This window comes from Streptomyces sp. NPDC014870 (assembly GCF_043081505.1).
GTDB lineage: Bacteria > Actinomycetota > Actinomycetes > Streptomycetales > Streptomycetaceae > Streptomyces.
In genome coordinates this window covers 215,558-238,814 of sequence record NZ_JBIBWQ010000009.1, presented here as the reverse complement: position 1 = coordinate 238,814, position 23,257 = coordinate 215,558, and the positions used below count along the sequence as shown (strand labels likewise).

The following is a 23,257-nucleotide window of genomic DNA, read 5'->3' as shown; positions in this document are numbered from 1 at the left end:
GACGACGAAGCGGTCGATGGGTCCGTTGAAGGCGACTTTGGATCCGGCGAAGGCGAAGCCTTGGCCGACGGTGTTGCCGTTGATGTCGTGGCCGAAGACGCGGCCGTCGTGGGTGATGACGATGATGCGGTTGCCCATGGTGACGACGAAGCGGTCGATGGGTCCGTTGAAGGCGACTTTGGATCCGGCGAAGGCGAAGCCTTGGCCGACGGTGTTGCCGTTGATGTCGTGGCCGAACACGCCACCGTTCTGCGTGGTGACGATGATGCGGTTGCCCATGGTGACGACGAAGCGGTCGATGGGCCCGTTGAAGGCGACCTTGGATCCGCCGAAGGCGAAGCCGGGGCCGACCTTGCTGCCGATGATGTCGTGGCCGAACACGCCGCCGTTCTGCGTGGTGACGATGATGCGGTTGCCCATGGTGACGACGAAGCGGTCGATGGGCCCGTTGAACGCGACGGGGAAGGGGGCGGAGACGGACATGATCCGTTTCCCTCCTGAGCGGTCTGCTTGAAAATGCGACCGACGCCTGAAGCTGCCCTGGCTCCCGACTGCTCCGCCGGAATCACGCGCGCGACACGGGACGGGTGAGAGGCCGTTCCGCACAGGGTCGCGCCGTTCCGGCCCGGGCGCCGCCAGTCGGGGCCTGCCCGCGCCGGACGGTGTACGCCGGCGCGCCCCGAGCAGCCTGTGTTCCTGGCATGAACTGCGGGACTTCCGCCTCTTTCCACGTTACGTCGCCGCCGTCCACTCGGCACGTCCTGCGGACCGGGACGGGAGGGCCCTAGCGGGTCGCGAGGCGGTCGAGCAGTGCGGCGGTGCGGGCCAGCAACGCCTGCTCCTCCGGCGTGAGTTCGGACTCGATGGCCTGGGCGAGCCAGCCGGCCCTGCGGCCGCGTTCCGCCTCGAGCGCGGTCCGGCCCGCGTCCGACAGCTCGACCAGCGACTTGCGGCCGTCCGTCGGGTGCGCACGGCGGGTGACCAGGTGCTGTTCCATCAGGAGCCCGACCGCCCGGGCCATCGACTGGGGGCGTACGCGCTGGTCGGCGGCGAGGTCGCTGGTGGTCATGGCGCCGTTGCGGTCCAGGGCGCCGAGCACGGCGGCCTGGCCGAGCGGGATGCGGTCCTCGTGTTTGACGCGTCGGGTGAGCTTGCCCATGGCGGTGCGCAGTTCGGCGGCGATGGCGGCGGCTTCCGGGGTGGGCATAGGGCACCCTACCCCGCTGACCTGCGAACGTCCGGCAGCGACCTGTGCAGCCAGGCTGTACAGCCAAACTGCGCAGCATTGCTGTAGGGTTTTCTTCTGTCGGGATCGGCGCCAGCGCTGTCGCAGCCAGGGTCCCGGCATTCGACAACGGGAAGGAACTCCCATGTCCACGCACGCAGTCGGAGCCGTCGACGCCGTCATCGAGACCGTCACCGCCCGCCGCATCATCGACAGCCGGGGCAATCCCACGGTCGAGGTCGATGTCGTCCTGGCGGACGGTTCCCTGGGCCGCGCGGCCGTCCCCTCCGGCGCCTCCACCGGTGCCCGGGAGGCCGTGGAGCTGCGCGACGGGGACTCCGCGCGCTGGCACGGCAAGGGCGTCGACCGTGCGGTGGCCCACGTCAACGGGGAGATCGCGGCGGCCGTGCGCGGCCGGGACGCCGCCGACCAGGCGGGGCTCGACGCCGCGCTGATCGCCCTCGACGGCACCGCCACGAAGTCCCGGCTCGGCGCCAACGCGGTCCTAGGCGTCTCCCTCGCCACCGCCAAGGCCGCCGCGGCCGCCCACCGCCGGCCTCTCTACCGCTACCTCGGCGGGGCCGAGGCCCACCTCCTGCCGCTGCCGATGATGAACATCGTCAACGGCGGCGCCCACGCCGACAATCCGCTGGACTTCCAGGAGTTCATGATCGCCCCGGTGGGCGCCGACACCTTCGCCGAGGCCGTCCGCACGGGCAGCGAGGTCTTCCACACCCTGCGCCGCGACCTGCTGGCCGCCGGGCACTCCACGGGCGTCGGCGACGAGGGCGGCTTCGCGCCCGCGCTGCGTACCGCCGAGGAGGCGCTCGACTTCGTGACGGCCGCCATCGAGCGCACCGGCTACCGGCCCGGCGCGGACATCGCGCTGATCATGGACCCGGCGTCCTCGGAGTTCTTCCGCGACGGGGTGTACGACTACGCGGGCGAAGGGGTGCGCCGCACGCCCTCCGAGAACGTCGAGTACCTGGCCAAGCTCATCGACGCGTACCCGATCGTCTCCATCGAGGACCCGATGGCCGAGGACGACCTGGAGGGCTGGCGCGAGCTGACCGCCCGCGTCGGCGACCGCTGCCAGCTCACCGGCGACGACGTGTTCTGCACCAACGAGACGCTGCTGCGCGAGGGCATCCGTACCGGTGTCGGCAACTCGATCCTGGTGAAGGTGAATCAGATCGGCACCCTGACCGAGGCGCTCGGCGCGGTGGCCACCGCCCACGCGGCGGGCTGGACCGCCGTGATGTCGCACCGCTCGGGCGAGACCGAGGACACCACGATCGCGGACCTCGCGGTGGCGACCGGCTGCGGCCAGATCAAGACCGGATCGCTCTCCCGCTCCGACCGCACCGCGAAGTACAACCAGCTCATCCGGATCGAGGAGGAGCTGGGCGACGCGGCGCGCTACGCCGGCCGCTCGGCGCTCCGCCGCGAGGCACCCTCAGCGGCGCGCTGACCGCGCCGTCATGGCGGCGGTGAGGCCGACGGCCGCGACGAGGGCCCCCGCCGCCATGACACCGCCCCGGGAGCGCCAGGACATGACCGACCAGCAGGACTGCGCGGACAGCAGAGATCCGGCGCTGAGCCAGGAGCCGACCGAGGCCACGGACGCGGCCGAGCCGATGGAGCCGACGGAGAGCACCGAGCCGACGGAACCGATCGAGAGCACGGAGCCCACCGAGCCGATGGAGAGCACGGAGTCCCGGGACCAGAGGGAGAGCGCGGCAGTCATGCTCCGATCGTAGGCGTGAACCGGGCGGGGGGCGTCTCGTGGCGGTTGGGCGGGCTCGCTCCAGCGGCTGAGCCGGCCCGCTTCAGCGGCCGAGCGCGACCCGCAGCGTTATCCCGTGGTGGGTGCGCAGCCGCCGTACCTCCCAGACCGAGAGCGCCGTCACCGACAGCGGCCCGCCGGCCATGAACGTGTACAGCACCTCCGGCGGGGCGGCGAGATCGGGGCCGTTGAAGAGCTGGAAGGCGAAGAGCGCCCAGACGAGCAGCGGCGCGAGCAGTGCGGGCAGCAGCTGGTGCACGTCGGAGGCGCGGAAGCAGGTGGCGACGCAGCCGTAGGCGACGACGACCGTGTACGGGACCGAGAGGACCAGCACGGCGAAGGCCGCGAGCGCGCCGATGACCAGGACCAGGAAGGACAGGATCGAGGAGATCCACCCGGGGCCGGTGATCGAGTCGAAGAAGCCCTTCAGGTCCTCCCCGTTGATCGTCTCGCCCTTGAGGGTCAGGAAGGACACCCAGAGCGCGAAGGGGCCGAGGGCGAGCGCGAGGGCCGCGAGGATCGGGGTGTGCAGGCGGGCCGCGAAGTGGCGCCGCCTGTCCCGGGTGCTCGCGGCGAGGAACACCGCGATGCCGATGACCGTTCCGGCCAGCAGGACTGCGCAGGAGAGACCCAGTTCGACGAGCTTGCCGAGCACGTACTCCTGCCCGCCGCCGCTCAGGGGGTAGGCGACGAACAGCCCGACGGCGGCGACCAGACCGAGCACCGTCCGCGCGAGCTGGATCCGGCTCATCAGCCCGTCCTCGACGCGCGCCAGGCCGAACTGGTCACCGGAGTAGCCCGCCGAGCCCGTCAGGAACGCCCGCAGCGCACCGCCGACCGTCCGTCGGCCGCCCGATATCTCCCGCGTCCCGCTCACGTGACATCCCCCGCGGTTCCGTGTCTCCCCGAAAAACAACAGCCAGCACCCTACCCGCCCGCCGTCACCGCGCTGCCCGCCGTCACCGCGCCGCCCCGCGTCCGAACGGGTCGGGTCCGAACGGGTCGGGTCGGCCGGGGCCTGGCGTGTCGGGGCCGGGCAGGGAAGACGTCTCGTGAATATATGTTTGTCATATTTCGAGCTTGATGTCCGGTCAGCCCCCAGGAGGCCGCCGCATGTCGCCAAGAATCCGTCGGTGCGTCGGCTCCCTCGTCGCCCTCCTGTTGATGCTGGCGGGAGTGACGGCCCTCGGGGCGACCCCGGCCCAGGCCGCGACCGAGGAGATCACCGTCAGTCTGTACCGCGTCGTCGAGCTGTCGTGCGACGAGGGCCCCGGCGAGGCGTGCGGGAACGACTACTACCCGAAGTTCGAGATCGACCACCAGGGGCTGTACGACGGCAAGGACGACTACTGCTGCGCCCACGGCGGCGACTTCCGGACCAACTGGGTGCACAGGAAGACCGTGGACGCGTCGCGCGGTCCCGTCGACATCCACATCGAGCTGTGGGACCAGGACGACGGCAGTGGTGACGACATCATCAACTGGGTCCGGGGCGAGGACGACCTGGACCTGAAGTTCGACATGAACACCTGCGTCTTCACCGGCGGCGGTCTGACCACCCAACAGGGCGCCGGCGTCCCGACCCTCGCGGGGGAGAGCGAGACGAGCGGCGAGGACTCGGCCCGGGGGTACTTCACCATCACCACCCCGTCCTGCCTCGAACGGACGGGCCGGAACGACAGCGACGGCGACAGCATCACCGACGCCTGGGAAACCCCCGGCAGGGGCCTCGACCACAACGGCGACGGCAGGGTCGACCTCCCGCTCGGCGACGCCCCGTACGGCGCGCTCCCCTACCGCAAGGACCTGTTCGTCGAGGTCGACCACATGCGCGACAACAAACCGCAGCGCGGAGCCGTCGACGACGTGGTCCAGGCGTTCGCGAACGCGCCGGTCGATCCGTACACCGATCCGTCCGCTCCCGCGCGGACGCTGTACCGGGGGATCAACCTCCACGCGATGGAGGACGAAGAGGTGCCGAAGGTGGTCGGCATCCTGTTCGAGGGCAACGGCTCGGGCACCCAGGACGACTTCAACGACCTCAAGAACGGCAACCCGGTCGTCCAGCAGCCCGGCGCCTGCTCCGGGCACCTGGGGACGGCCGCCGACCGGTCCGCCCCGAACTGCGTGGACATCCTCAACGCCAAGCGGCTGCTGTTCCGCTACATGATCTTCGGCGAGAGCTACGCGGAGAACCCCGGCTCGTCGGGCATCGCCGAGTGGACCGACGACGGTCCCCAGGGAGGCAACGACTTCATGGTGACGCTCGGCACCTGGAGCGCCAACGGCATCAGGAACGCGGGTGGCCGGCGGAACGCCGAAGCGGGCACGTTCATGCACGAACTCGGGCACGTGCTGAGCCTGGGCCATGGTGGCGACGACACCACCAACTGCAAGCCCAACTACCTCAGCGTCATGAACTACAACCTCCAGTTCGCGAACGAGGACCGATCGAGGCCCCTGGACTACACCAGCGTGGCCCGGGGCACCGCCCTCGGCGTCACCCCCGGAACCCGACTCGACGAGTCCGGCCTCGACGAGACCGGCGGCGTCCACGGGACCCCCGCGCCCGCCCGCAACACCGTCTACGGCGTCAACGGCAAGTCCCGGGTCGCCCCCGCCACGAACGGCCCCCTCGACTGGAACGGAACCGGTGGCGACAGGGAGACCGGTGTGGTCGCCGACATCAACCACATCTCGACCTCCTGCCCCGACACCAGCCCCGGCGAGGTCCTGGACGGCTTCGACGACTGGGCGCACATCCAGTACAACCCCCGCCTGAACGTCCAGTTCTTCGGCGACGGCGCCCGCGGGGAGCTGCCGGAGGAGCTGACCCTGACGCAGGTCCTCGCCATGTCGCAGCAGGCCGACCTGACGATCGCGAAGTCGGCCGACCGCAAGGACGCGGCCGGCGGTGACACCGTGAGGTACACGACCACCGTCACCGACCTCGGGCCCGGCACCGCCACCGCCGTCCGCGTCACCGACACGCTGCCCGACGGCACCACACAGGAGCGGGCGCTGCCCGACCTGGCCAACGGCGCGAGCGCCACCGTCACGCCGGCCTTCACCTACCGCGTGCCCTGCGACACCAAGGACGGCACGGTCCTCACCAACCGCGTCACCGTCACCGGAACCGACACCGAAGGCGTGCCCGACCCGTACACCGACGACAACACCGCGCGGGCCACGACCACGGTCCACGCGCCCGAGCTGACGGTGGACAAGACGGGACCGGCGACGGCCGCGGCCGGTGAGGCGATCACGTACACCGTCACGTACGAGAACACCGGCAGCGGCGCCGCGTCCGGTGTCACCGTGACCGACACGCTGCCGGCCGGTCTCCACTACAGCCCGGAGCTCGACGGCGGCGCCGGGCCGAGGCCGAGCGCGGTCACGGTCCACGCCGACGGCTCCCGCACGCTCGTCTGGAACGTCGGCGATCTGCCCGGCCGTTCCGGCGCCCGGAAGATCGTCTTCAGCGCCCGGTCCTCGCTCCTCGCCCTCGCGGGCACGGCCTCCACGGACACGGTGTCCGTCAGCTACGGGAACGCCGGCGGGACCTGCGCGTTCAGCCCCGTCACGGCCTCGGCCCGGACGACGGTCACGGTCGAGCCGCCGACCCGGAACCCGTTGCCGTACGAGTTCTGGCAGGCCCACCCGAGGATGTGGACCGCCGAGCTCCTTGCCCGGGTCCAGGCCACCGACCAGCGCTACGACGCCGACCGGGACGGCGCCCTGTCGGTCGCGGAGATCCGGGCGGTGTTCGCGGAGGACATGGCACGTGGGAGCGAGCTGAGGAAGCAGCTTCTGGCCACCTACCTCAACCTGGCCGGGCGGCGCATCAACGCCGGTACGGTCATCAGCCCGAAGCCGGTCCACGACCCGGTGCTCGGCACCGTACGGGCCGCGGCCCTCTACGCGCAGGAGACCCTGGCGCTGCCGGCGGACGCGACGGACCCGCCGCGCCACCGGAACATCGTCCACGTCCTCCTCGGCGTCAACACCAACGTGATCGAGGTGTACTGAGGCCCCTGAGGCTCGCGGTCGCCGGGCTCAGTCGATGTGGACGATCTGGAAGGCCTCCGCCATCCGGCCCGGCGGCAGGCCTCCCGCCCTCGCGTGCTCGCCGAGCCAGGCGCGCAGCAGGCCCGCCAGGTCGTCGAAGTGGGCGGTCGACGATCTCGCGGACCGTGGCGGGCCGCTGCCAGGCCCACAGCCGGTCCATGATCTCCGCCTCCAGCTCTCCCAGTCGGCGCACGCGCATCCCCTCCCCTCGCGTCCCCTCGCGGGCGGCCCATCGTGCGGGCCGTCAGCCCGGTTCACGTATACCCCCGAGGGGTACGATGACCGGATGTCGACCCTCACGGCGAACCGCCCCTGCGCGAAGGTCTGCGGCCCCGGCCTGCCCGGTTCGGTGGAGCTGACGCTCCTCCGGCAGGTGCTCGGGCTCTGTCTCCGCCTGAGCATCCGCCTGTCCGCCGACTGCCCTTCACGCAAGGGCGGTTGAGTCCCGTCGGGCCCCTCGGCCCTACGTCCTGATCAGCCGGGCGATCGCCTTCGAGGCCTCGCCCACCTTCTCCTTGGCCTGGTCCCCGCCCTGGGCGATCGCCTCGGTCACACAGCAGCTGAGGTGCTCGTCCAGGAGGGCCACGGCGCAGGACTGCAGGGCCGCGTTGATCGCGGAGACCTGGGTCAGGACGTCGATGCAGTACACGTCCTCGTCGACCATCCGCTGCACCCCCCTGACCTGTCCCTCGATGCGCCTCAGGCGTCTGATGATGTCTTCCTTGTGCTGTCCGTACCCGGCCACGGCAGACTCCTCATGCCTTGTCGGCGGCCTGGAAGCCGCGCAGGCGCAGGCTGTTGCCGACGACGAAGACCGAGGAGAAGGCCATCGCGGCACCCGCGATCATCGGGTTGAGCAGACCGGCCGCGGCGAGCGGCAGGGCGGCCACGTTGTAGGCGAAGGCCCAGAAGAGGTTCGACCGGATCGTGCCGAGCGTGCGCCGGGAGAGCCGGATCGCGTCGGCCGCGGCCCGCAGGTCCCCCCGTACCAGCGTCAGGTCGCCCGCCTCGATCGCGGCGTCCGTGCCGGTGCCCATCGCCAGGCCCAGGTCGGCCTGGGCGAGCGCCGCGGCGTCGTTGACGCCGTCGCCGACCATGGCGACCGAACGCCCCTCCGCCTGCAGCCGCTTGACGACGTCGACCTTGTCCTGCGGCATGACCTCGGCGATGACCTCGTCGATGCCGACCTCGGCGGCGACGGCGCGGGCGACCGCCTCGTTGTCGCCGGTGAGCAGGATCGGGGTGAGACCGAGGCCGCGCAGCCTGCGGATCGCCTCGGGGCTGGTCTCCTTGACGGCGTCGGCGACCTCCAGGACCGCGCGGGCCTCGCCGTCCCAGGCCACCGCGATCGCGGTCCTGCCGGCCGTCTCGGCCTCCTCCTTCGCGGACTTCAGCGAGGCGGGCAGCGCCATCGCCCTCCCCCATAGCCCTTCGGGCATGGGAGGTACCCCCACGGTCAGCAGCTTCTCCCGGCCGACGAGGACCGCGTGGCCCTCGACGACGCCCTGGACGCCGAGACCGGGGAGGTTGGCGAAGTCCTCGGGGGTGGGCAGCGCTCCGACCCTGGCGGCGGCGCCGGTGGCGACGGCCTGCGCGATGGGGTGCTCGGAGGCGTGCTCCAGGGCGCCCGCGAGGCGCAGCACGTCCGTCTCGTCCGTACCGGCGGCGGTGTGGACCTTGAGGAGGGTCATCCGGCCGGTGGTGACCGTACCGGTCTTGTCGAGGACGATCGTGTCGACCTTGCGGGTGGTCTCCAGGACCTCGGGACCCTTGATCAGGATGCCGAGCTGCGCGCCGCGTCCTGTGCCGACCATGAGCGCGGTCGGCGTGGCCAGGCCCAGGGCGCAGGGGCAGGCGATGATCAGTACGGCGACGGCGGCGGTGAAGGCGGCCGTCAGACCGGCGCCGGTGCCGAGCCAGAAGCCGAGCGTGCCGAGCGCGAGCGCGATGACGACGGGGACGAAGACGGCGGAGATCCGGTCGGCGAGCCGCTGGGCGGCCGCCTTGCCGTTCTGGGCGTCCTCCACCAGCTTGGCCATCCGGGCCAGTTGGGTGTCGGCGCCGACGCGGGTGGCCTCGACGACGAGCCGGCCGCCGGCGTTCAGGGTGGCGCCGGTGACGGCGTCGCCGACGGAGACCTCGACCGGTACGGACTCGCCGGTGAGCATGGAGGCGTCGACGGCGGAGGAGCCCTCGACGACGGTGCCGTCGGTGGCGATCTTCTCGCCCGGGCGGACCAGGAAGCGGTCGCCGACCTGGAGTTCGGCGGTGGGAACGGTCACCTCGCGGCCGTCGCGGAGGACCGTGACCTCCTTGGCGCCGAGCTGCATGAGCGCCTTGAGCGCGGCGCCCGCCTTGCGCTTGGAGCGGGCCTCGAAGTAGCGGCCGGCCAGGATGAAGGCGGTGACGCCTGCCGCGGCCTCCAGGTAGATGTTCCCGGCGCCGTCGGTGCGGGCGATCGTGAACTCGAAGGGGTGGGTCATGCCCGGCGTGCCGGCGGTGCCGAAGAACAGGGCCCACAGGGACCAGAGGAACGCGGCGAGCGTGCCGACCGAGATCAGGGTGTCCATAGTGGCCGCGCCGTGCTTGGCGTTGGTCCAGGCGGCTTTGTGGAAGGGCCAGGCGGCGTAGACGACGACCGGCGCGGCGAGGGTGAGGCTGAGCCACTGCCAGTACTCGATCTGCAGCGCCGGGACCATCGCCATCGCGATCACGGGAACGGCGAGCGCGACGGCGGTGATCAGCCGCTGCTTGAGCGGCCGGAGCTCCTCGTCGGCCTTCTCCTCGTCGGTGGGGCCGTCGGCAACGGACTCCGCCTTCGGGGGAGTGGGCTCCTCGGCGGTGTAGCCGGTGGCCTCGACGGTGGCGATGAGGTCGGCGACGGAGATGTCGGTGTCGAAGGTGACCTTCGCCTTCTCGGTGGCGTAGTTGACGGTGGCCTCGACCCCGTCCATGCGGTTGAGCTTCTTCTCGATCCGGGCGGCGCACGAGGCGCAGGTCATGCCGCCGATGGCGAGCTCGACCTGGGCGGCGCCTGGGGTGGTGGTGGTCATTTCCTGCTCCTCGGTACAGCGGGTGCGGGGGCCGGGGCCCATGGACGGACGGGCCCCGGCGGCCGGAAGGGGGCGTGGGCCGCTGCCGTCAGGCGCGGCCGGTCAGCTCGTAGCCGGCGTCGTCGACGGCGGCGGTGATCGCCGCGTCGTCGGGGGCGCCGCCGGTGGTGACGGTCACCAGGCCGCCGGCCACGTCGACGTCCACGGAGATGACGCCGTCGAGCGCGGAGACGGAGGTGGTGATCGCGGTCTTGCAGTGTCCGCAGGTCATGCCGGACACGGCGTAGACGGTGGCGGTGCTCTCGGCGACGGCCGTGGCGGTGGCCGTGCCGGCCTCGGCGGCGGTGGTGGAGCAGCTGCCGTCAGGAGTACAGCAGGAAGACATGGGTTCCTCCTCGATGGTGGCGATACCCTGTGGGGGTATCCGGAACTGAGTCCAATGTATACCCCCCAGTGGTATCCGACGCAAGGGCGGACCCGGCTTGACTTGATACCCCCTAGGGGTATGGTGAAGTGCATCGGACGTCAATCCGCGCCATCAACGCGTACGGGAGAGCAGCCATGAACACCGGAGTGAGGATCACCGCCTTCGCCGCCGCGGTCGCCGCGACGTTCGGGACGGCGTACGGCGTCGGCAAGGGCATCGGCCCGGTGGGCGAACCGCCCGCGAAGGCCGCGCACGGGGAGCACGCGAGCGCCCCCGCGGAGCCGGGGAAGGCGGCGGAGGGGACCGCGCCGGCGGGGGCCGCGTCCGCGGCCGGGGGCCTCCAGGTCTCCGACGGCGGCTACACCCTGGACCTGGAGACCCCGACCCCGGCGCAGGGGCGGAGCGTCCTGAAGTTCTCGGTCAAGGACGCGGGCGGCAAGAACGTCACCGCGTACACCACCGAGCACGGCAAGGAGCTGCACTTCATCGTGGCCTCGCGCGACCTGACCGTCTTCCGGCACCTGCACCCCGTGCGGGCGGCCGACGGCACCTGGTCGACCCCGGTCGACCTGCCCGCCGCCGGTGGCTACAAGGCCTTCGCCGACTTCAGGCCCGCGGCGAAGGGGGCGAAGGGGATCACGCTCGGCGCCGACCTCGCCGTCCCCGGCGCCTACGCCCCCCAACCCTTGCCGGCCGCCGCGCCGACCGCGACCGTCGACGGCTACGAGGTCGCGCTGGGCGGCACCCTCGTCCCCGGCCGGGCGGGAGAGCTGAAGCTCACCGTCAGCAAGGACGGGAAGCCGGTCACGGACCTGGAGCCGTACCTCGGGGCGTACGGCCACCTCGTCGCCCTGCGCGCCGGCGACCTGGCCTACCTCCACGTCCACCCCAACGAGGGCGGTCCAGGGCCGGTGGTCTCCTTCACGGCGACGGCGCCGAGCGCGGGCTCGTACCGCCTGTTCCTCGACTTCCAGCACGACGGGAAGGTCCGCACCGCGGCCTTCACGGTGCAGGCGGGGCCGGGCGGGGCTCCGGTGTCCCCTCCGGCGTCGGCTTCGACATCCGCGCCGTCGGATGAGGCGTCGCACGATGCGGGAGGCCACGAGCACGGCTAGGGTGGTCATTGGACTAGACCTGTAGACCTGTAGCCGTCATTCATGGAGGAATGGGCTCGATGAGCAAGCGTGCAGTCCTTGAGGTGATCGCCCTCGACGAGGAGGACGCGGTCGCCGCCCAGGCCGGTGGGGCGGACCGCCTTGAGCTGGTCACCGACATGGCGGCCGACGGGCTGACCCCGTCGCGGACCGGCTTCGCCGCGATCCGTGCCGCCGTGGACATCCCGCTGCGCGTGATGCTCAGACTGACGGACGGCTTCGCCGCGGGCGACATCGACCGGCTGGTGGCCCGCGCCGCCGACCTCCGGGACGCCGGCGCGGACCAGTTCGTGCTGGGCTTCCTGACGCCCGACGGTGACGCGGACCTGGTGGCGGTGGAGCGGCTGGTGACCGTCCTGGACGGGTGCCGGTGGACCTTCCACCGCGCGATCGACCGCACCCCCGACCGCGACGCCCTGCGCAAGCAGCTCGCGGACCTGCCGGGCCTCGACACCTACCTCACGGCGGGCTCGCCCACCGGCGTCGACGACGGCCTCCCCGTCCTCCTCGCGGAGGCGGCCCGCGCGGGCGAACCCGGCTACGAGCCCCAGATCCTGGTCGGCGGCGGCCTCCGCCTCGACCACCTCCCCCGCCTGCGCGCCGCGGGCCTCGCCGCCTTCCACATCGGCGGCGCGTCCCGCCCCCACGGCTGGACGGCCCCGGTCTCCCCGGACGCGGTCCGGGTCTGGCGCGAGGCGCTGGACGCGTAGGTCGGGCGACGCGATCGGCGAGGCACGTGCGCACGCGCGCTTGAGTAGCCGTACTCAAGCGCGCGGAAGTGCGCCGTTTCGATACTGACTCCCATGCGAACGGGATCATTCATGGGACCGGGACCGGGACCGGGACTGGGACGGCGTCGGTCGAGGCTTGAAGTGTGGGTTCCGGCAGGGTACTTGGCCCTCGTGGTCGGACTGCTGGTCTGGGCGGACGTGCTCGTCAGGACGGGGGACGGCGGCTTCGCCGGCGTCTGGGCGATCTTCGCGACCGCCCCGCTCAGCATGCTGGCCCTGTCGCTGTTCACGCCCTCGCCCGAATCGCTCGGGGCGCTGGAGGCCGCGCCGCCCGCCCACACGGGCCCCACGCCGCCCACGCCGCTGCCCGCGCCCACGACGGGGACGGAGACCGAGCTGCCCGTCGGGCCGCCGCCGACCGCCGCGGAGCTGCGGGACGTGCCCGACGTGCCCGGCGCCGACCTCGCCAACGACTGGCTGGGGTTCGGCTTCTACGGACTGATCCTGGCCTGCGCCCTGGCCAACGCCACCGCCCTCTGGGCCCTGACCCGCACCCTGGTCGGCGCCTTCTCCGCCCGCCGCGCCCGCCGCGCCCGCCCGGTCGGCTGAGCGGACCCCGGCCCGGGAGCCTCAGCGCCCGCCCGCGACCCGCAGGATCGTCCCCGTCGCGTACGAGGCGTCGGCGGACAGCAGCCACGCCACCGCCGCGGCGATCTCGTCCGGGCGGCCGGGGCGGCCCAGCGGGATCGTCGCTGCCGCCTTCGCGGGCCGGTCCGGGTCGCCCATCGCCGCGTGCATCTCGGTCTCGACGATGCCGGGCGCCACGGCGTTGACCCGGATGCCGTCCGGGCCCAGCTCCTTGGAGAGGCCCACGGTCAGCGCGTCGGTCGCCGCCTTCGTCGCCGCGTAGTGGACGTAGTCGCCCGGGCTGCCGAGCGTCGCGGCGGCCGAGGAGACGTTCACGATCGCCCCGCCGCCCCGGGCGGCCATGTCGCGGGCCGCACGGCGGCAACAGAGCAGGTAGCCGTAGAGGTTGACGTCCACCACGCGGCGCAGGTCCGCCGTCGTGGCGTCCGCGAGGCGCCCCAGGGGCCCGGTCACGCCCGCGTTGTTCACCAGACCGGTCACCGGGCCGAGTTCGGCCTCCGCCGTGTCGAAGAGCCGCTCCACGTCGGCCTCCGCCGACGTGTCCACCCGGACGACCACGCACCGCGCGCCCGCCGCCCGGACGGCCGCCGCCGTCTCCTCGGCGGCGGTCGCGTCCCGTACGTATCCGAGCGCCAGATCGTGCCCCTCGGCGGCCAGCCGTACGCAGGTCGCGGCGCCGATCCCGCGGCTGCCGCCCGTGACGACGGTGACGTGCTGCCGTGCCTCGGCCATCGTCGGTCCACCCTTCTCCAGGTCGCGCCGCCCCCACCGTAAAGCGCTGGCCGGGCCGGTCGGCCGCTGGCTACCCTCCCGGCCATGACCGACCTCGTACGCGCCCTCGTCGCCGCCCAGTTCCCGCAGTGGGCGGAGCTGCCGGTCAGGCGCGTCGCGTCGGCCGGCACGGACAACGACATGTACCGCCTCGGCGACCGCCTCGCGGTCCGGCTGCCGAAGGCCGCCGAGAACGCCGGATCCATCGTCAGGGAGCAGCGCTGGCTGCCGCTCCTCGCCCCGCACCTGCCGCTGCCCGTACCCGTGCCCGTGGCGCACGGTGTGCCCGGGGAGGGCTTCGACCTGCCCTGGTCGGTGTACGACTGGCTCGACGGCGCCAACGCCTACGACGAGCCGATCGCCGATCTCGCGCACGCGGCGGTCGAGTTGGGGCGGTTCGGCGCGGCACTGCGCCGGGTGGACGCGGCGGACGGGCCGAGGTCCTTCCGGGGCGGCCCTGTGCGCGAGTGGGAGCAGGGGGCCATGGAGGGCGCGATCCGCGGCCTCGGCGCGCGGGGCGTCCTCGACGCGGACCGGGCGGCGGCGGCCTGGGCGTCGGTCCTGCGACTGCCCCCGTGGGACGGCCCGCCCCGCTGGGTCCACGGCGATCTCCTGCCCGGCAACCTGCTGGCCAGGGACGGCAGGCTGAGCGCGGTCATCGACTTCGGCGGGGTCGGTACGGGGGATCCCGCCTGCGACATGATGGCCGCCTGGACGCTCCTCACCCCCGAGACCCGCCCGCTGTTCCGGGCGGCGGCGCGGGTCGACGACGCGACATGGGCGCGGGGGCGCGGCTGGGCGCTGTGCTGGGGCGTGGTGACAGAGCACGAGTACAGCGGGACGAACCAGGTCCTGGCGACGGTCGCCCGCCGCGCGTGGTCGGAGGCGCTGGCGGAGTACGGGGAGTAAGCGCCCCGGCGGGGGAGTGAGCGCCAAGGCGGGGAGCAACTGGTACGGCAGGGAGCAAGCGCTTCCCGCCGGCCGCCCCTCGGTCATGAAGTCTTAGCCGTCACGGGGCTGTTCATCCCGGCCCCCCGGCCCCACCATGCTCCTCACTACTCGTGCGTAACACCTCGTAGGGAGAAGCGTGTTGAGACTCCGTGTCAGCTTCGTGGCGCTGCTGGCCCTGATGGCATCCGCCTTCGTCACCCAGTCCGCCCAGTCCGCCCAGTCGGCTCAGTCCGCCGAGTACGCTCAGTCGGCTCAGTCGGCTCAGTCCGCCGAGTCCGCTCAGTCGGCCCCGGCTGCGGCCGTGGCCCGTACCCCCGTCGTCTTCGTCCACGGCTACAACGCCGACCCCGGTGTCTGGGGCGGCCTGCGCGAGGACCTCAAGACGGACGGGTACACCGACGCCGAGCTCTTCTCCTTCGGCTACGACACCCACCGGTCCGTCAACGAGGTCATCGCCGGCGAACTCGCCGCGTACGTCGCCGACGTCAAGCGGCGCACCGGCGCGAGCCGGGTCGACCTCGTCGCGCACTCCTTCGGCAGCCTCGTCACGCGCTGGTACGTGAAGTTCGACGCCGCGGGCCAGTCGTCCGTCGCCCACTGGGTCTCCCTCGCCGGCCCCAACCACGGCACCAGCACCGCCTGGGCCTGCGCCCTGTGGGACCAGGCGTGCCGCGACATGACCCCGGGCTCGTACGTCCAGAAGAAGCTCGCCGAGGGCGACGAGACCCCGGGCGCCGTGCGGTACGCCACGTGGTGGTCGAACTGCGACGAGGTCATCAACCCCGACAACAGCGTCCCGCTGACCGGCGCCGCCAACAACGCCGCCGGCTGCCTCGACCACAACGCGCTGCTCGGCGACGACGGGGTGTCCCAGGGCGTCAGGGCCTTCCTCGCGTCGTAGGTTCCGCTAGCCGGCCAACTGCTGCGGCAGCGGCGAGGAGTGAAGGACGGTCAGGCCGGACACCGCGCGCGTCAGCGCCACGTACAACCGCCGCAGCCCCGTCCGCTCGTCCGGCTCGCCGTCCACGACGGCCGCCGGGTCGTCCAGGACCACGTAGTCGTATTCGAGGCCCTTGGCGAGCGAGGCGGGGACGAGGGTCAGGCGGGACTCGGCCGTCGTCTCCTCGCCGGGCGAGAGGTAGGCGTGACCGGCGGCGGTCAGCGCCTCGGCGAGCGGCGCGATCCGGGCGTCGGCGGCGATCAGGCCGATGGACCCCTCGTGTTCCAGGGCCTCCCCGCAGGCCGCGACGACCGCCGCGTCCAGGGCCTCGGGGGTGGCGGCCTCCCGGATCGACAGCGACCCGGGGTTCTCCCGTACGGACTCCACGGCCGCGAGCCCCGGCGACATGTGCGGCAGCAGCCGCGACGCGTACGCGATGACCTCGCGCGGCACGCGGAAACCGGCGGTCAGCTCCTCCACCACGGCCTCCGGCTTGCCCAGGTGGCCGAGGGCCTGCGCCCAACTCCCGGTCGCCCAGGGCGTAGTGCCCTGCGCCAGGTCGCCCAGGACGGTCGCCGAACCGGTCGTGCAGCGGCGGCCGACGGCCCGGTACTGCATCGGCGACAGGTCCTGCGCCTCGTCCAGGACCACGTGCCCGAGCGAGTGCGTCCGCTCCACCAGGTCCTTCGCCTCGTCGATCAGGACCGCGTCGGCCGCCGACCACTTCGCCGACTTCACGCTCCGGGCGGGCTTCGCCCACAGGAGCAGCTTCTGCTCGTCCTCGCTCAGGACGCCCTCGGCGTGCGCCGCCAGGAACTCGGGGTCGCTCAGCAGGCGCAGCACCAACTTCGCCGGGTCGACCGCCGGCCAGCACTCCTTCACGACCGCCTTGACCGCCGCGTTGCGGGCGACGGCGTTCTGCACCCGGTCGTCGGGGGCCTCGCCGGCCTCCTCCATGCGCACCAGGACCGCGTGCGCGATGCGCTGCGGCAGGGCCTCGCGGGCCGCCCCGTACCGGATGTCCCGGTCGAGCAACTCCCGGACCATCTCATCAAGTTCGTACGCGGGCACCCGCCAGCGCCGGGAGCCGCGGACCACCATCAGCGGCTCGGTGGGGAGGCTGACGTGTGAGCGGACCGCCCGGCGCAGCACCTCCGCCATCCGGGCGTCGCCCTTCACGACGGCGGTGGCCGCCTCGTCCGTGCCGCGCACCTCGACGTGCGCGACGAGGTCGTCGACGGTCGCCTGCTGCACCTCCAGCTCGCCGAGGGCGGGCAGCACCTGCTCGATGTAGTGGAGGAAGGAGCGGTTCGGCCCGATGACGAGGGTGCCGGTGCGGGCGAGCCGCTCCCGGTGGGCGTACAGCAGGTACGCGACCCGGTGCAGGCCCACGGCGGTCTTTCCGGTGCCGGGGCCGCCCTGGACGCAGACGGTGCCGGACAGGTCGGAGCGGACGATCTCGTCCTGCTCGGGCTGGATGGTCGCGACGATGTCCCGCATCGGGCCGACACGCGGGCGCTCGATCTCCGCCTGGAGCAGGCGGCTGGTGTGCTCCAGCTCGGCCGGGTCGGACAGGTGCTCGTCCTCGTACGCGGTGAGCTCGCCGCCCGTGTACCCGAAGCGCCGGCGCAGCCCGACGTCCTGCGGGTTCTTCTTGGAGGCCTGGTAGTACGGCTGGGAGACGGGCGCACGCCAGTCGATCACCATCGGGTCACCGGCGGCGTCGTGGACGTGGCGGCGGCCGATGTAGAAACGCTGCCCCTCCTGCGTGGTGTGCAGGTAGTCGAGCCGCCCGAAGAAGAGCGGGGTGTGGGACAGGTCGGCGAGCGCCTTGATCCGGTCCTCGATCTGGCGGCCGAGGACGACGGCGTTGACCCAGTTCGCTGTGACGTCCTTGATGTCGAGCGCCTCGACGTCCTCGCGCATCGCGCGCAGCGCGGCGCGCGAGTCGGCGAGGTGGGCGCGCTCGCGCGCGAGCGGGTCGACGGGCGCGGGCGGGTCGACGGGCGCGGGCGTGGACATGCGGAAGCCTCCGGGTGTGCGTGAGCGGGTGCGTGAGCGTGACGGGGCGGCCGCCGGTTTCCGACCGGCTGGCAGCGCGCTCCACGGAGGGAGGCGGGGAAGTCGGAGATTGTAGCTCCGTGGGGCGGGCGGGGCGACCGAATATTCCGGGGGCGGGGGCCCGTAGGGGTGGTGTCCGACCTGAGGGGGACGAGGGTTCCATCCCCAGCCTGATGTGTTCGGAATGTCCGGATTCCATCATGGAGACATGACCACCGCGACCTTCACCCCAGACCGCACGATCCCCCGCTCCCGCCGTCTCGGCCTCGCGCTGCGGGCGATACGCGCCTACGGCTCGGCGGCCGTCGGCGTGGTCGTCCTCGGCGACCACGGCCCGTACGGAGAGCGCACGGGCGTCCGCGACCCCCGGCCGCGCTTCGTCGGCCGGACGCAGGACTGAGACGCCCGTCCCGACGATCTTCTGACGCGCCCGTCCCGACGATCTTCCCGGCCCCCGGAGCACAACCCTTCCCCGCACTCGCAGGTCTCCTCATCGCACCGCCGTCTCCCCACGGAGCAGAGGAACAGAGGAGATCATGGGAATGCCTTTCGCCGGCCGCGTCGCGCGGCTCGGTGCGTGCCTCACCGCCGCCGGCCTTGTCACGGTCGGCCTGACCGCCACCCCGGCCGCCGCCGACAGCGACCAGCTCTGGATCGTGGCGCCGTGGGAAGTGGCCCTGCCCAAGGCCGTCGCGGGCGGGCAGGCCCCGGCCGCGACCGTCGCCCTCGGCCTCTACCACGACAACGCCGAGTACCGCGTGACCGACGGCCGGCTCACCGTCGACGCCTCCGAGCTGACCGGCATCGCCGACATCACCTGGCCCGAGAACTGCGCGCCGACCGGCGTCACCGCCGTCTGCTCGATCCCCGAGGTCCCGCTCACGGGCGAGTCCCCGGTGCAGCTGAAGCTGCACGCGGCCACCGGCGCCGAGAACGGCGTCAGCGGCCGGATCAACTTCGCCGCGACGGCCACGACGACCTCCGCGGAGGGCACCCTCAGGGCCGAGAACTGGAGCACCGTCCGGGTCGCCTCCGGCCCCGACCTCGTCCTGAGCCGGATCCCCGCCGTCACCGGCGTCGCCCCGGGCTCCACCGTGGCCGTGCCGTTCTCCGTGGTCAACAACGGCAACGAGGCCGCGAACGGCGTCCAGGTCACCCTGTACGCCACGCGCGGCCTCGACATCGGCGCCGTCGCCCCGCAGTGCACGAGCACGCCCGAGGGCGGGAGCCTGCCGGCGCCGATCACCAAGGTGGACTGCCTCTTCGACGACGTCGTCGAGCCGGGCGGCGCCTTCACCCTGCCGGCCCCGCTGCACGCGAAGGTCGCCCGGTACGCCCTCGCCGAGCGGGTCGACATCGGCGTCACGGCCCGCGGCGGCTCCGAGGACCTGGCGCCCGAGAACAACGGCGAGGTCGCCTCGATCGGCGTCACCAACACGGCCGACTTCGCCGTCCCCGGCGTCCGGGCGAGCGCCGCCGCGGGCGAGACGGTGACCGCCGCGCTGACCTTCCGCAACCGCGGCCCGGCCTGGGTCGCCAACCTGGGCTCCGGCGACCCCGTCGGCGCGGTCGACCTGACCGTGCCCAGGGGCGCCACCGTCACCTCCGTACCGGAGGGCTGCGACCCCCGCACGGCGGACGGCGGCTGGTGGGAGGCCGAGACCCGGACCGGCGCCCCGCGCTACGTCTGCAACCTGCCGATCTGGGTGGCCGAGAAGCAGGTGGTGACCTTCCCGTTCCAGCTGCGGATCGACACGGTGATCACGGGCGCCAAGGGCGCGATCACGCTCAAGCCGCCGTACGGCGACGGGCCGCTGCCGTTCGACCCGAACGTGCGGAACAACCAGTCGAAGCTGGTCCTCAACCCGTCCGTCTGACACACGACAACCAGGCGGTCCGACACACGCCGAAGGGGCCCCGTCCGACCCGGACGGGGCCCCGCTCCGTTCTCAGCCGCCCGCGAGCAACTCGTCCGCGTCGACGATCCGGTACGCGTACCCCTGCTCGGCCAGGAAGCGCTGGCGGTGCGCCGCGAAGTCCTGGTCGATCGTGTCGCGCGCGACGACCGAGTAGAAGTGCGCCTGGTGGCCGTCGGCCTTCGGGCGCAGCACCCGCCCGAGCCGCTGCGCCTCCTCCTGCCGGGACCCGAAGGTGCCGGAGACCTGGATGGCGACGGTGGCCTCGGGCAGGTCGATGGAGAAGTTGGCGACCTTCGAGACGACGAGGACGCTGATCTCGCCCTCCCGGAAGGCGTCGAAGAGCTTCTCGCGCTGAGCGTTCGGCGTCTCGCCCTTGATGACGGGCGCGCCGAGATGCTCGCCGAGCTCGTCGAGCTGGTCGATGTACTGGCCGATGACGAGGATCTGCTGCCCGGCGAACTTCCGCACCAGCGCCTCGGTCACCTTCCGCTTGGTGGCCGTGGTGGCGCAGAAGCGGTACTTCTCCTCCTGCTCGGCGGTCGCGTAGGCGAGCCGCTCGGAGTCCGTGAGGTTGACGCGGACCTCGACGCAGTCGGCGGGCGCGATGTACCCCTGCGCCTCGATCTCCTTCCAGGGCGCGTCGAAGCGCTTGGGCCCGATGAGGGAGAAGACGTCCGACTCGCGTCCGTCCTCGCGCACGAGCGTCGCGGTGAGCCCGAGCCGCCGCCGCGCCTGCAGGTCGGCGGTGAACTTGAAGACGGGCGCGGGCAGCAGGTGCACCTCGTCGTAGACGATGAGGCCCCAGTCGCGGGAGTCGAAGAGCTCCAGGTGCGGATAGATGCCCTTCCGCTTCGTCGTCAGCACCTGGTACGTGGCGATGGTGACCGGCCGGATCTCCTTCTTCGTACCGGAGTACTCACCGATCTCGTCCTCGGTGAGCGAGGTCCGCTTCACCAGCTCGTGCTTCCACTGCCGCGCGGAGACGGTGTTGGTGACGAGGATGAGCGTCGTGGCCTTCGCCTGGGCCATGGCCCCGGCCCCGACCAGCGTCTTCCCCGCGCCGCAGGGCAGCACGACGACCCCGGAGCCGCCGTGCCAGAAGCCCTCGACGGCCTGCTTCTGGTACGGGCGCAGGGCCCAGCCGTCCTCGGCGAGGTCGATCCGGTGGGCCTCGCCGTCGACGTACCCGGCGAGGTCCTCGGCCGGCCAGCCCAGCTTCAGCAGCGTCTGCTTGATCTGCCCGCGCTCGGAGGGGTGCACGGCGACGGTGTCGTCGTCGATGCGCGCGCCGACGAGCGGCTGCACCTTCTTGGACCGGAGGATCTCCTCCAGGACGGGCCGGTCGGTGCTGGTCAGGACGAGCCCGTGGGTGGGGTGCTTGGAGAGCGTGAGCCGCCCGTACCGGGCCATCGTCTCGGCGACGTCCACGAGCAGCGCGTGCGGCACGGGGTACCGCGAGAACTCCACGAGCGCGTCGACGACCTGCTCGGCGTCGTGCCCGGCCGCCCGGGCGTTCCACAGCCCGAGCGGGGTGACGCGGTACGTGTGGATGTGCTCGGGCGCCCGCTCCAGCTCCGCGAACGGCGCGATGGCCCGCCGACAGGCATCGGCCTGCTCGTGGTCGACCTCCAGCAGGAGCGTCTTGTCGCTCTGGACGATCAGGCAGGACACACATACCTCCAGGGATAGGATCGCGTTGTGACAGGCACCACATCTGCGCCTGCCACGGCAAGGGCCATGCCCCGTGCCCGTCGCCCGAAGGGCGTCCCGGCCAACGCGTCGGGAATGCGCGCGGCCATCTATGTCCGCCTTTCGCGGGAAACAGAAAACTCTACCTCGCCCGAGCGTCAGCGCGCGGCCTGTGAGGCTCTGTGCGCGGCCCGTGGCTGGCAGGTCATAGCCGTGGACGAGGACATCGACGTCTCGGGCTACTCGCGCGGCCTGGACCGTCCCGGGCTTCAGCGGATCCTGGCCCGTCTCGCCGAGTTCGACGTGATCGTGTTTTTCAAGATCGACCGCCTGGCCCGCTCCACGGTGGACTTCGCGGAGATCATGAAGGTCACCCAGGCGGAGAGCGTGGCTCTCGCGTCCGCCAGTGAGCCGCTGGACCTCACGTCGTCCATGGGCCGTGCCATGGCCAAGGTGATCGCGGTCTTCGCGGAGCTGGAGTCCGACACGATCGGCATGCGTGTCTCCAGCGCCCACGAGCACCTACGCCGGGAGGGCCGCTATACGGGCGGCAGAGTGCCGTACGGGTACCGGGTGGCCCCCAACCCCGATGGTGCGGGGAAGGTCCTGGAGATCAACCCCGAGGAAGCGAAGACGATTCACGAGATCGTGGAACGGGTCCTCAGCAAGGACTCGCTACTCAAGATCGCGGTGGATCTCTCGGAGTCCGACAAGCCGTCGCCTGGCCACTCCTCGCGGCAGACCACGGGCAAGCGCAGCGACTCCAAGCGGTGGTACCCATCCACCTTGCGAAGCCTCCTCGGCAACCCTCAGTTGCTGGGGCAGGTGATCGAGGACGGCAAGCCGATCCTGATGACGGACGGGCTGCCGCTGGTCAACCGCACGCCGATCCTGGACATGGACACCTGGCAGGCGTTGCAGGACGAACTGAGCCGGCGAGCCAATCCGGGCGACCGGCGACGCGAGGGAACGGCGCTGCTGCGGGGGATCGTCTACTGCGCGGTGTGCCACAACCGCATGTACACGTACGTCGCCAAGGGCCGCATCCGCTATCGGTGCATCGGCCGGCTGAAGGCCCGGCAGGCAGGCGCGGAGCTGACTTGCTACGGCGTGAGCATCGCCGGTGAGGGCATGGAACAGCACGTCACGGCGCTGTTCCTGGAGAAGTTCGGTGCCTTCCCCGTGGTGCGCATGGTGGAGCACGTGGGCGAGGACTTCCGCCCGCAGATCCGGCAGGCCAGGGAAGCGCTGGAGGACCTGGAGAAGGACCGGTACGACCGTGGCCTGTTCAAGGGTGAGGAGGGTGCCACGAGGTATGCGGCTCAGCACGCCAAGCTGGAGGAACGCTTGGCTTCGCTGAACGAGAAGCAGCGCACCGCGAAGCCTGCAGGCGTGGAGGCGGTTCCGACCGGCCGGACTCACGCACAGCTCTGGAAGGACGCGGACACGGCGGGCAAGCGCGATCTGCTGCTGAACGCGGGGGCGTACGTCGAGGTCGGCATGTCCCGCAAGGGCGGCCCGAGACTGGACACTTCCCGCCTCGCGGTCTACTTCGGCGAGGACGGCGAGATCCGCCGGGCGGACGCCGACGGCAAGGACGTCGAAGCGGTCGTACAGCGCGCAGCGGCTCAGACGCTTGAGCTGTTCTGAGCTCTCCTGGCGACTGTTCGCGGCCCGTTGCTGGGGAAGCCCTGGCGGCGGGCCGTCCGCGCTCCCAGGGGGTGCCGCCGGTTTGCTGCTCTCTCAGCGGCAGGATGATGACGGAATGACGGTTCTCCCTACTTTTTTGATTGCACATAGAAAAATAAGAGAAAAACAGACCAAGGGCTCGATC

Annotated in this window: 21 protein-coding genes and 1 pseudogene; 11 read left to right on the top strand and 11 right to left on the bottom strand. The window is 72.0% G+C overall.

Annotated elements, in window-relative coordinates:
• The coding region (locus tag ACF09C_RS25845; protein WP_392094714.1) for a hypothetical protein at positions 1–483 on the bottom strand (483 nt) is incomplete at its 3' end.
• A 301-nt stretch (positions 484–784) separates the two neighbouring features.
• Complete coding sequence (locus ACF09C_RS25840) at positions 785–1,207, bottom strand: MarR family winged helix-turn-helix transcriptional regulator (protein ID WP_392094712.1); 423 nt, start codon at positions 1,205–1,207, stop codon at positions 785–787.
• Positions 1,208–1,370: 163 nt separating this feature from the next.
• On the opposite strand from ACF09C_RS25840, the gene eno reads away from it, so the two are divergent.
• Positions 1,371–2,696 (top strand): phosphopyruvate hydratase, encoded by a 1,326-nt coding sequence (eno, locus tag ACF09C_RS25835; RefSeq protein ID WP_392094710.1) that lies wholly within the window; start codon positions 1,371–1,373, stop codon positions 2,694–2,696.
• Here eno and ACF09C_RS25830 read toward each other — a convergent pair.
• Complete coding sequence (locus ACF09C_RS25830; RefSeq protein WP_392094709.1) at positions 2,682–2,972, bottom strand: hypothetical protein; 291 nt, start codon at positions 2,970–2,972, stop codon at positions 2,682–2,684. The two genes, eno and ACF09C_RS25830, sit on opposite strands and share 15 nt — an antisense overlap.
• Before the next feature lie 82 nt (positions 2,973–3,054).
• Entirely contained in the window at positions 3,055–3,888 is an 834-nt protein-coding gene (locus ACF09C_RS25825; protein WP_392094708.1) for a hypothetical protein, read from the bottom strand.
• A gap of 236 nt (positions 3,889–4,124) precedes the next feature.
• Here ACF09C_RS25825 and ACF09C_RS25820 point away from each other — a divergent pair, with 236 nt between their 5' ends.
• Complete coding sequence (locus tag ACF09C_RS25820; RefSeq protein ID WP_392094707.1) at positions 4,125–7,040, top strand: hypothetical protein; 2,916 nt, start codon at positions 4,125–4,127, stop codon at positions 7,038–7,040.
• Positions 7,041–7,185: 145 nt separating this feature from the next.
• Here the strand turns inward: ACF09C_RS25820 and ACF09C_RS25815 are convergent.
• Positions 7,186–7,272: pseudogene (locus ACF09C_RS25815) on the bottom strand (BlaI/MecI/CopY family transcriptional regulator); the annotation flags it as partial.
• Positions 7,273–7,365: 93 nt separating this feature from the next.
• Between ACF09C_RS25815 and ACF09C_RS25810 the strand changes: the two are divergent.
• Positions 7,366–7,521 (top strand): hypothetical protein, encoded by a 156-nt coding sequence (locus ACF09C_RS25810; protein ID WP_392094706.1) that lies wholly within the window; start codon positions 7,366–7,368, stop codon positions 7,519–7,521.
• A 21-nt stretch (positions 7,522–7,542) separates the two neighbouring features.
• Here the strand turns inward: ACF09C_RS25810 and ACF09C_RS25805 are convergent, their stop codons facing one another.
• The 3 genes from ACF09C_RS25805 to ACF09C_RS25795 all read right to left on the bottom strand — a co-directional run bounded on the left by ACF09C_RS25805 (position 7,543) and on the right by ACF09C_RS25795 (position 10,517).
• Positions 7,543–7,824: a metal-sensitive transcriptional regulator gene (locus tag ACF09C_RS25805; RefSeq protein WP_189834861.1), complete on the bottom strand. Its 282-nt coding sequence runs from the start codon at positions 7,822–7,824 to the stop codon at positions 7,543–7,545.
• Between the two features lie 10 nt (positions 7,825–7,834).
• Positions 7,835–10,132 carry a heavy metal translocating P-type ATPase gene (locus tag ACF09C_RS25800; RefSeq protein WP_392094704.1) on the bottom strand — a complete coding sequence of 766 codons (2,298 nt, stop codon included), beginning with the start codon at positions 10,130–10,132 and terminating at the stop codon, positions 7,835–7,837.
• An 88-nt stretch (positions 10,133–10,220) separates the two neighbouring features.
• Positions 10,221–10,517, bottom strand: a complete 297-nt coding sequence (locus ACF09C_RS25795) for a heavy-metal-associated domain-containing protein (protein ID WP_392094702.1) — start codon at positions 10,515–10,517, stop codon at positions 10,221–10,223.
• A gap of 176 nt (positions 10,518–10,693) precedes the next feature.
• Here ACF09C_RS25795 and ACF09C_RS25790 point away from each other — a divergent pair, with 176 nt between their 5' ends.
• From ACF09C_RS25790 to ACF09C_RS25780, 3 genes are all read left to right on the top strand, one after another.
• Positions 10,694–11,674, top strand: a complete 981-nt coding sequence (locus ACF09C_RS25790; RefSeq protein WP_392094701.1) for a hypothetical protein — start codon at positions 10,694–10,696, stop codon at positions 11,672–11,674.
• A 59-nt stretch (positions 11,675–11,733) separates the two neighbouring features.
• Positions 11,734–12,423 carry a copper homeostasis protein CutC gene (locus ACF09C_RS25785; RefSeq protein ID WP_392094699.1) on the top strand — a complete coding sequence of 230 codons (690 nt, stop codon included), beginning with the start codon at positions 11,734–11,736 and terminating at the stop codon, positions 12,421–12,423.
• A 93-nt stretch (positions 12,424–12,516) separates the two neighbouring features.
• Complete coding sequence (locus ACF09C_RS25780) at positions 12,517–13,053, top strand: SCO4225 family membrane protein (RefSeq protein WP_392094697.1); 537 nt, start codon at positions 12,517–12,519, stop codon at positions 13,051–13,053.
• A 21-nt stretch (positions 13,054–13,074) separates the two neighbouring features.
• On the opposite strand, the gene ACF09C_RS25775 is transcribed toward ACF09C_RS25780, so the two are convergent.
• The gene (locus ACF09C_RS25775) at positions 13,075–13,824 is read right to left on the bottom strand and encodes an SDR family NAD(P)-dependent oxidoreductase (RefSeq protein WP_392094695.1); all 750 of its coding nucleotides are present in this window, start codon (positions 13,822–13,824) and stop codon (positions 13,075–13,077) included.
• A gap of 84 nt (positions 13,825–13,908) precedes the next feature.
• Between ACF09C_RS25775 and ACF09C_RS25770 the strand changes: the two genes are divergently transcribed.
• Both ACF09C_RS25770 and ACF09C_RS25765 read left to right on the top strand, forming a co-directional pair.
• Positions 13,909–14,772, top strand: coding sequence for an aminoglycoside phosphotransferase family protein (locus ACF09C_RS25770; protein WP_392094694.1), 864 nt, complete (start codon positions 13,909–13,911; stop codon positions 14,770–14,772).
• A gap of 181 nt (positions 14,773–14,953) precedes the next feature.
• Positions 14,954–15,715, top strand: a complete 762-nt coding sequence (locus ACF09C_RS25765) for an esterase/lipase family protein (protein ID WP_392094693.1) — start codon at positions 14,954–14,956, stop codon at positions 15,713–15,715.
• Positions 15,716–15,721: 6 nt separating this feature from the next.
• Here the strand turns inward: ACF09C_RS25765 and ACF09C_RS25760 are convergent, their stop codons facing one another.
• Positions 15,722–17,776 (bottom strand): HelD family protein, encoded by a 2,055-nt coding sequence (locus ACF09C_RS25760; RefSeq protein WP_392094691.1) that lies wholly within the window; start codon positions 17,774–17,776, stop codon positions 15,722–15,724.
• A 247-nt stretch (positions 17,777–18,023) separates the two neighbouring features.
• On the opposite strand from ACF09C_RS25760, the gene ACF09C_RS25755 reads away from it, so the two are divergent.
• Together ACF09C_RS25755 and ACF09C_RS25750 are read left to right on the top strand one after the other, a co-directional pair.
• Positions 18,024–18,215, top strand: coding sequence for a hypothetical protein (locus ACF09C_RS25755; RefSeq protein WP_392094690.1), 192 nt, complete (start codon positions 18,024–18,026; stop codon positions 18,213–18,215).
• 136 nt (positions 18,216–18,351) lie between these two features.
• The gene (locus ACF09C_RS25750; RefSeq protein WP_392094688.1) at positions 18,352–19,692 is read left to right on the top strand and encodes a hypothetical protein; all 1,341 of its coding nucleotides are present in this window, start codon (positions 18,352–18,354) and stop codon (positions 19,690–19,692) included.
• A 72-nt stretch (positions 19,693–19,764) separates the two neighbouring features.
• On the opposite strand, the gene ACF09C_RS25745 is transcribed toward ACF09C_RS25750, so the two are convergent.
• Positions 19,765–21,405, bottom strand: a complete 1,641-nt coding sequence (locus ACF09C_RS25745; protein ID WP_392094686.1) for a DNA repair helicase XPB — start codon at positions 21,403–21,405, stop codon at positions 19,765–19,767.
• Between the two features lie 27 nt (positions 21,406–21,432).
• Between ACF09C_RS25745 and ACF09C_RS25740 the strand changes: the two genes are divergently transcribed.
• Positions 21,433–23,073 carry a recombinase family protein gene (locus tag ACF09C_RS25740; protein ID WP_392094685.1) on the top strand — a complete coding sequence of 547 codons (1,641 nt, stop codon included), beginning with the start codon at positions 21,433–21,435 and terminating at the stop codon, positions 23,071–23,073.
• The last annotated feature ends 184 nt before the right edge of the window (positions 23,074–23,257 follow it).

Coding starts and splice junctions, on each gene's coding strand:
- ACF09C_RS25840 (WP_392094712.1), bottom strand. CDS start 1,207: ATGCCCACCCCGGAAGCCGCCGCCATCGCCGCCGAACTGCGCACCGCC.
- eno (WP_392094710.1), top strand. CDS start 1,371: ATGTCCACGCACGCAGTCGGAGCCGTCGACGCCGTCATCGAGACCGTC.
- ACF09C_RS25830 (WP_392094709.1), bottom strand. CDS start 2,972: ATGACTGCCGCGCTCTCCCTCTGGTCCCGGGACTCCGTGCTCTCCATC.
- ACF09C_RS25820 (WP_392094707.1), top strand. CDS start 4,125: ATGTCGCCAAGAATCCGTCGGTGCGTCGGCTCCCTCGTCGCCCTCCTG.
- ACF09C_RS25810 (WP_392094706.1), top strand. CDS start 7,366: ATGTCGACCCTCACGGCGAACCGCCCCTGCGCGAAGGTCTGCGGCCCC.
- ACF09C_RS25800 (WP_392094704.1), bottom strand. CDS start 10,132: ATGACCACCACCACCCCAGGCGCCGCCCAGGTCGAGCTCGCCATCGGC.
- ACF09C_RS25795 (WP_392094702.1), bottom strand. CDS start 10,517: ATGTCTTCCTGCTGTACTCCTGACGGCAGCTGCTCCACCACCGCCGCC.
- ACF09C_RS25790 (WP_392094701.1), top strand. CDS start 10,694: ATGAACACCGGAGTGAGGATCACCGCCTTCGCCGCCGCGGTCGCCGCG.
- ACF09C_RS25785 (WP_392094699.1), top strand. CDS start 11,734: ATGAGCAAGCGTGCAGTCCTTGAGGTGATCGCCCTCGACGAGGAGGAC.
- ACF09C_RS25780 (WP_392094697.1), top strand. CDS start 12,517: ATGCGAACGGGATCATTCATGGGACCGGGACCGGGACCGGGACTGGGA.
- ACF09C_RS25775 (WP_392094695.1), bottom strand. CDS start 13,824: ATGGCCGAGGCACGGCAGCACGTCACCGTCGTCACGGGCGGCAGCCGC.
- ACF09C_RS25770 (WP_392094694.1), top strand. CDS start 13,909: ATGACCGACCTCGTACGCGCCCTCGTCGCCGCCCAGTTCCCGCAGTGG.
- ACF09C_RS25760 (WP_392094691.1), bottom strand. CDS start 17,776: ATGTCCACGCCCGCGCCCGTCGACCCGCCCGCGCCCGTCGACCCGCTC.
- ACF09C_RS25755 (WP_392094690.1), top strand. CDS start 18,024: ATGACCACCGCGACCTTCACCCCAGACCGCACGATCCCCCGCTCCCGC.
- ACF09C_RS25750 (WP_392094688.1), top strand. CDS start 18,352: ATGGGAATGCCTTTCGCCGGCCGCGTCGCGCGGCTCGGTGCGTGCCTC.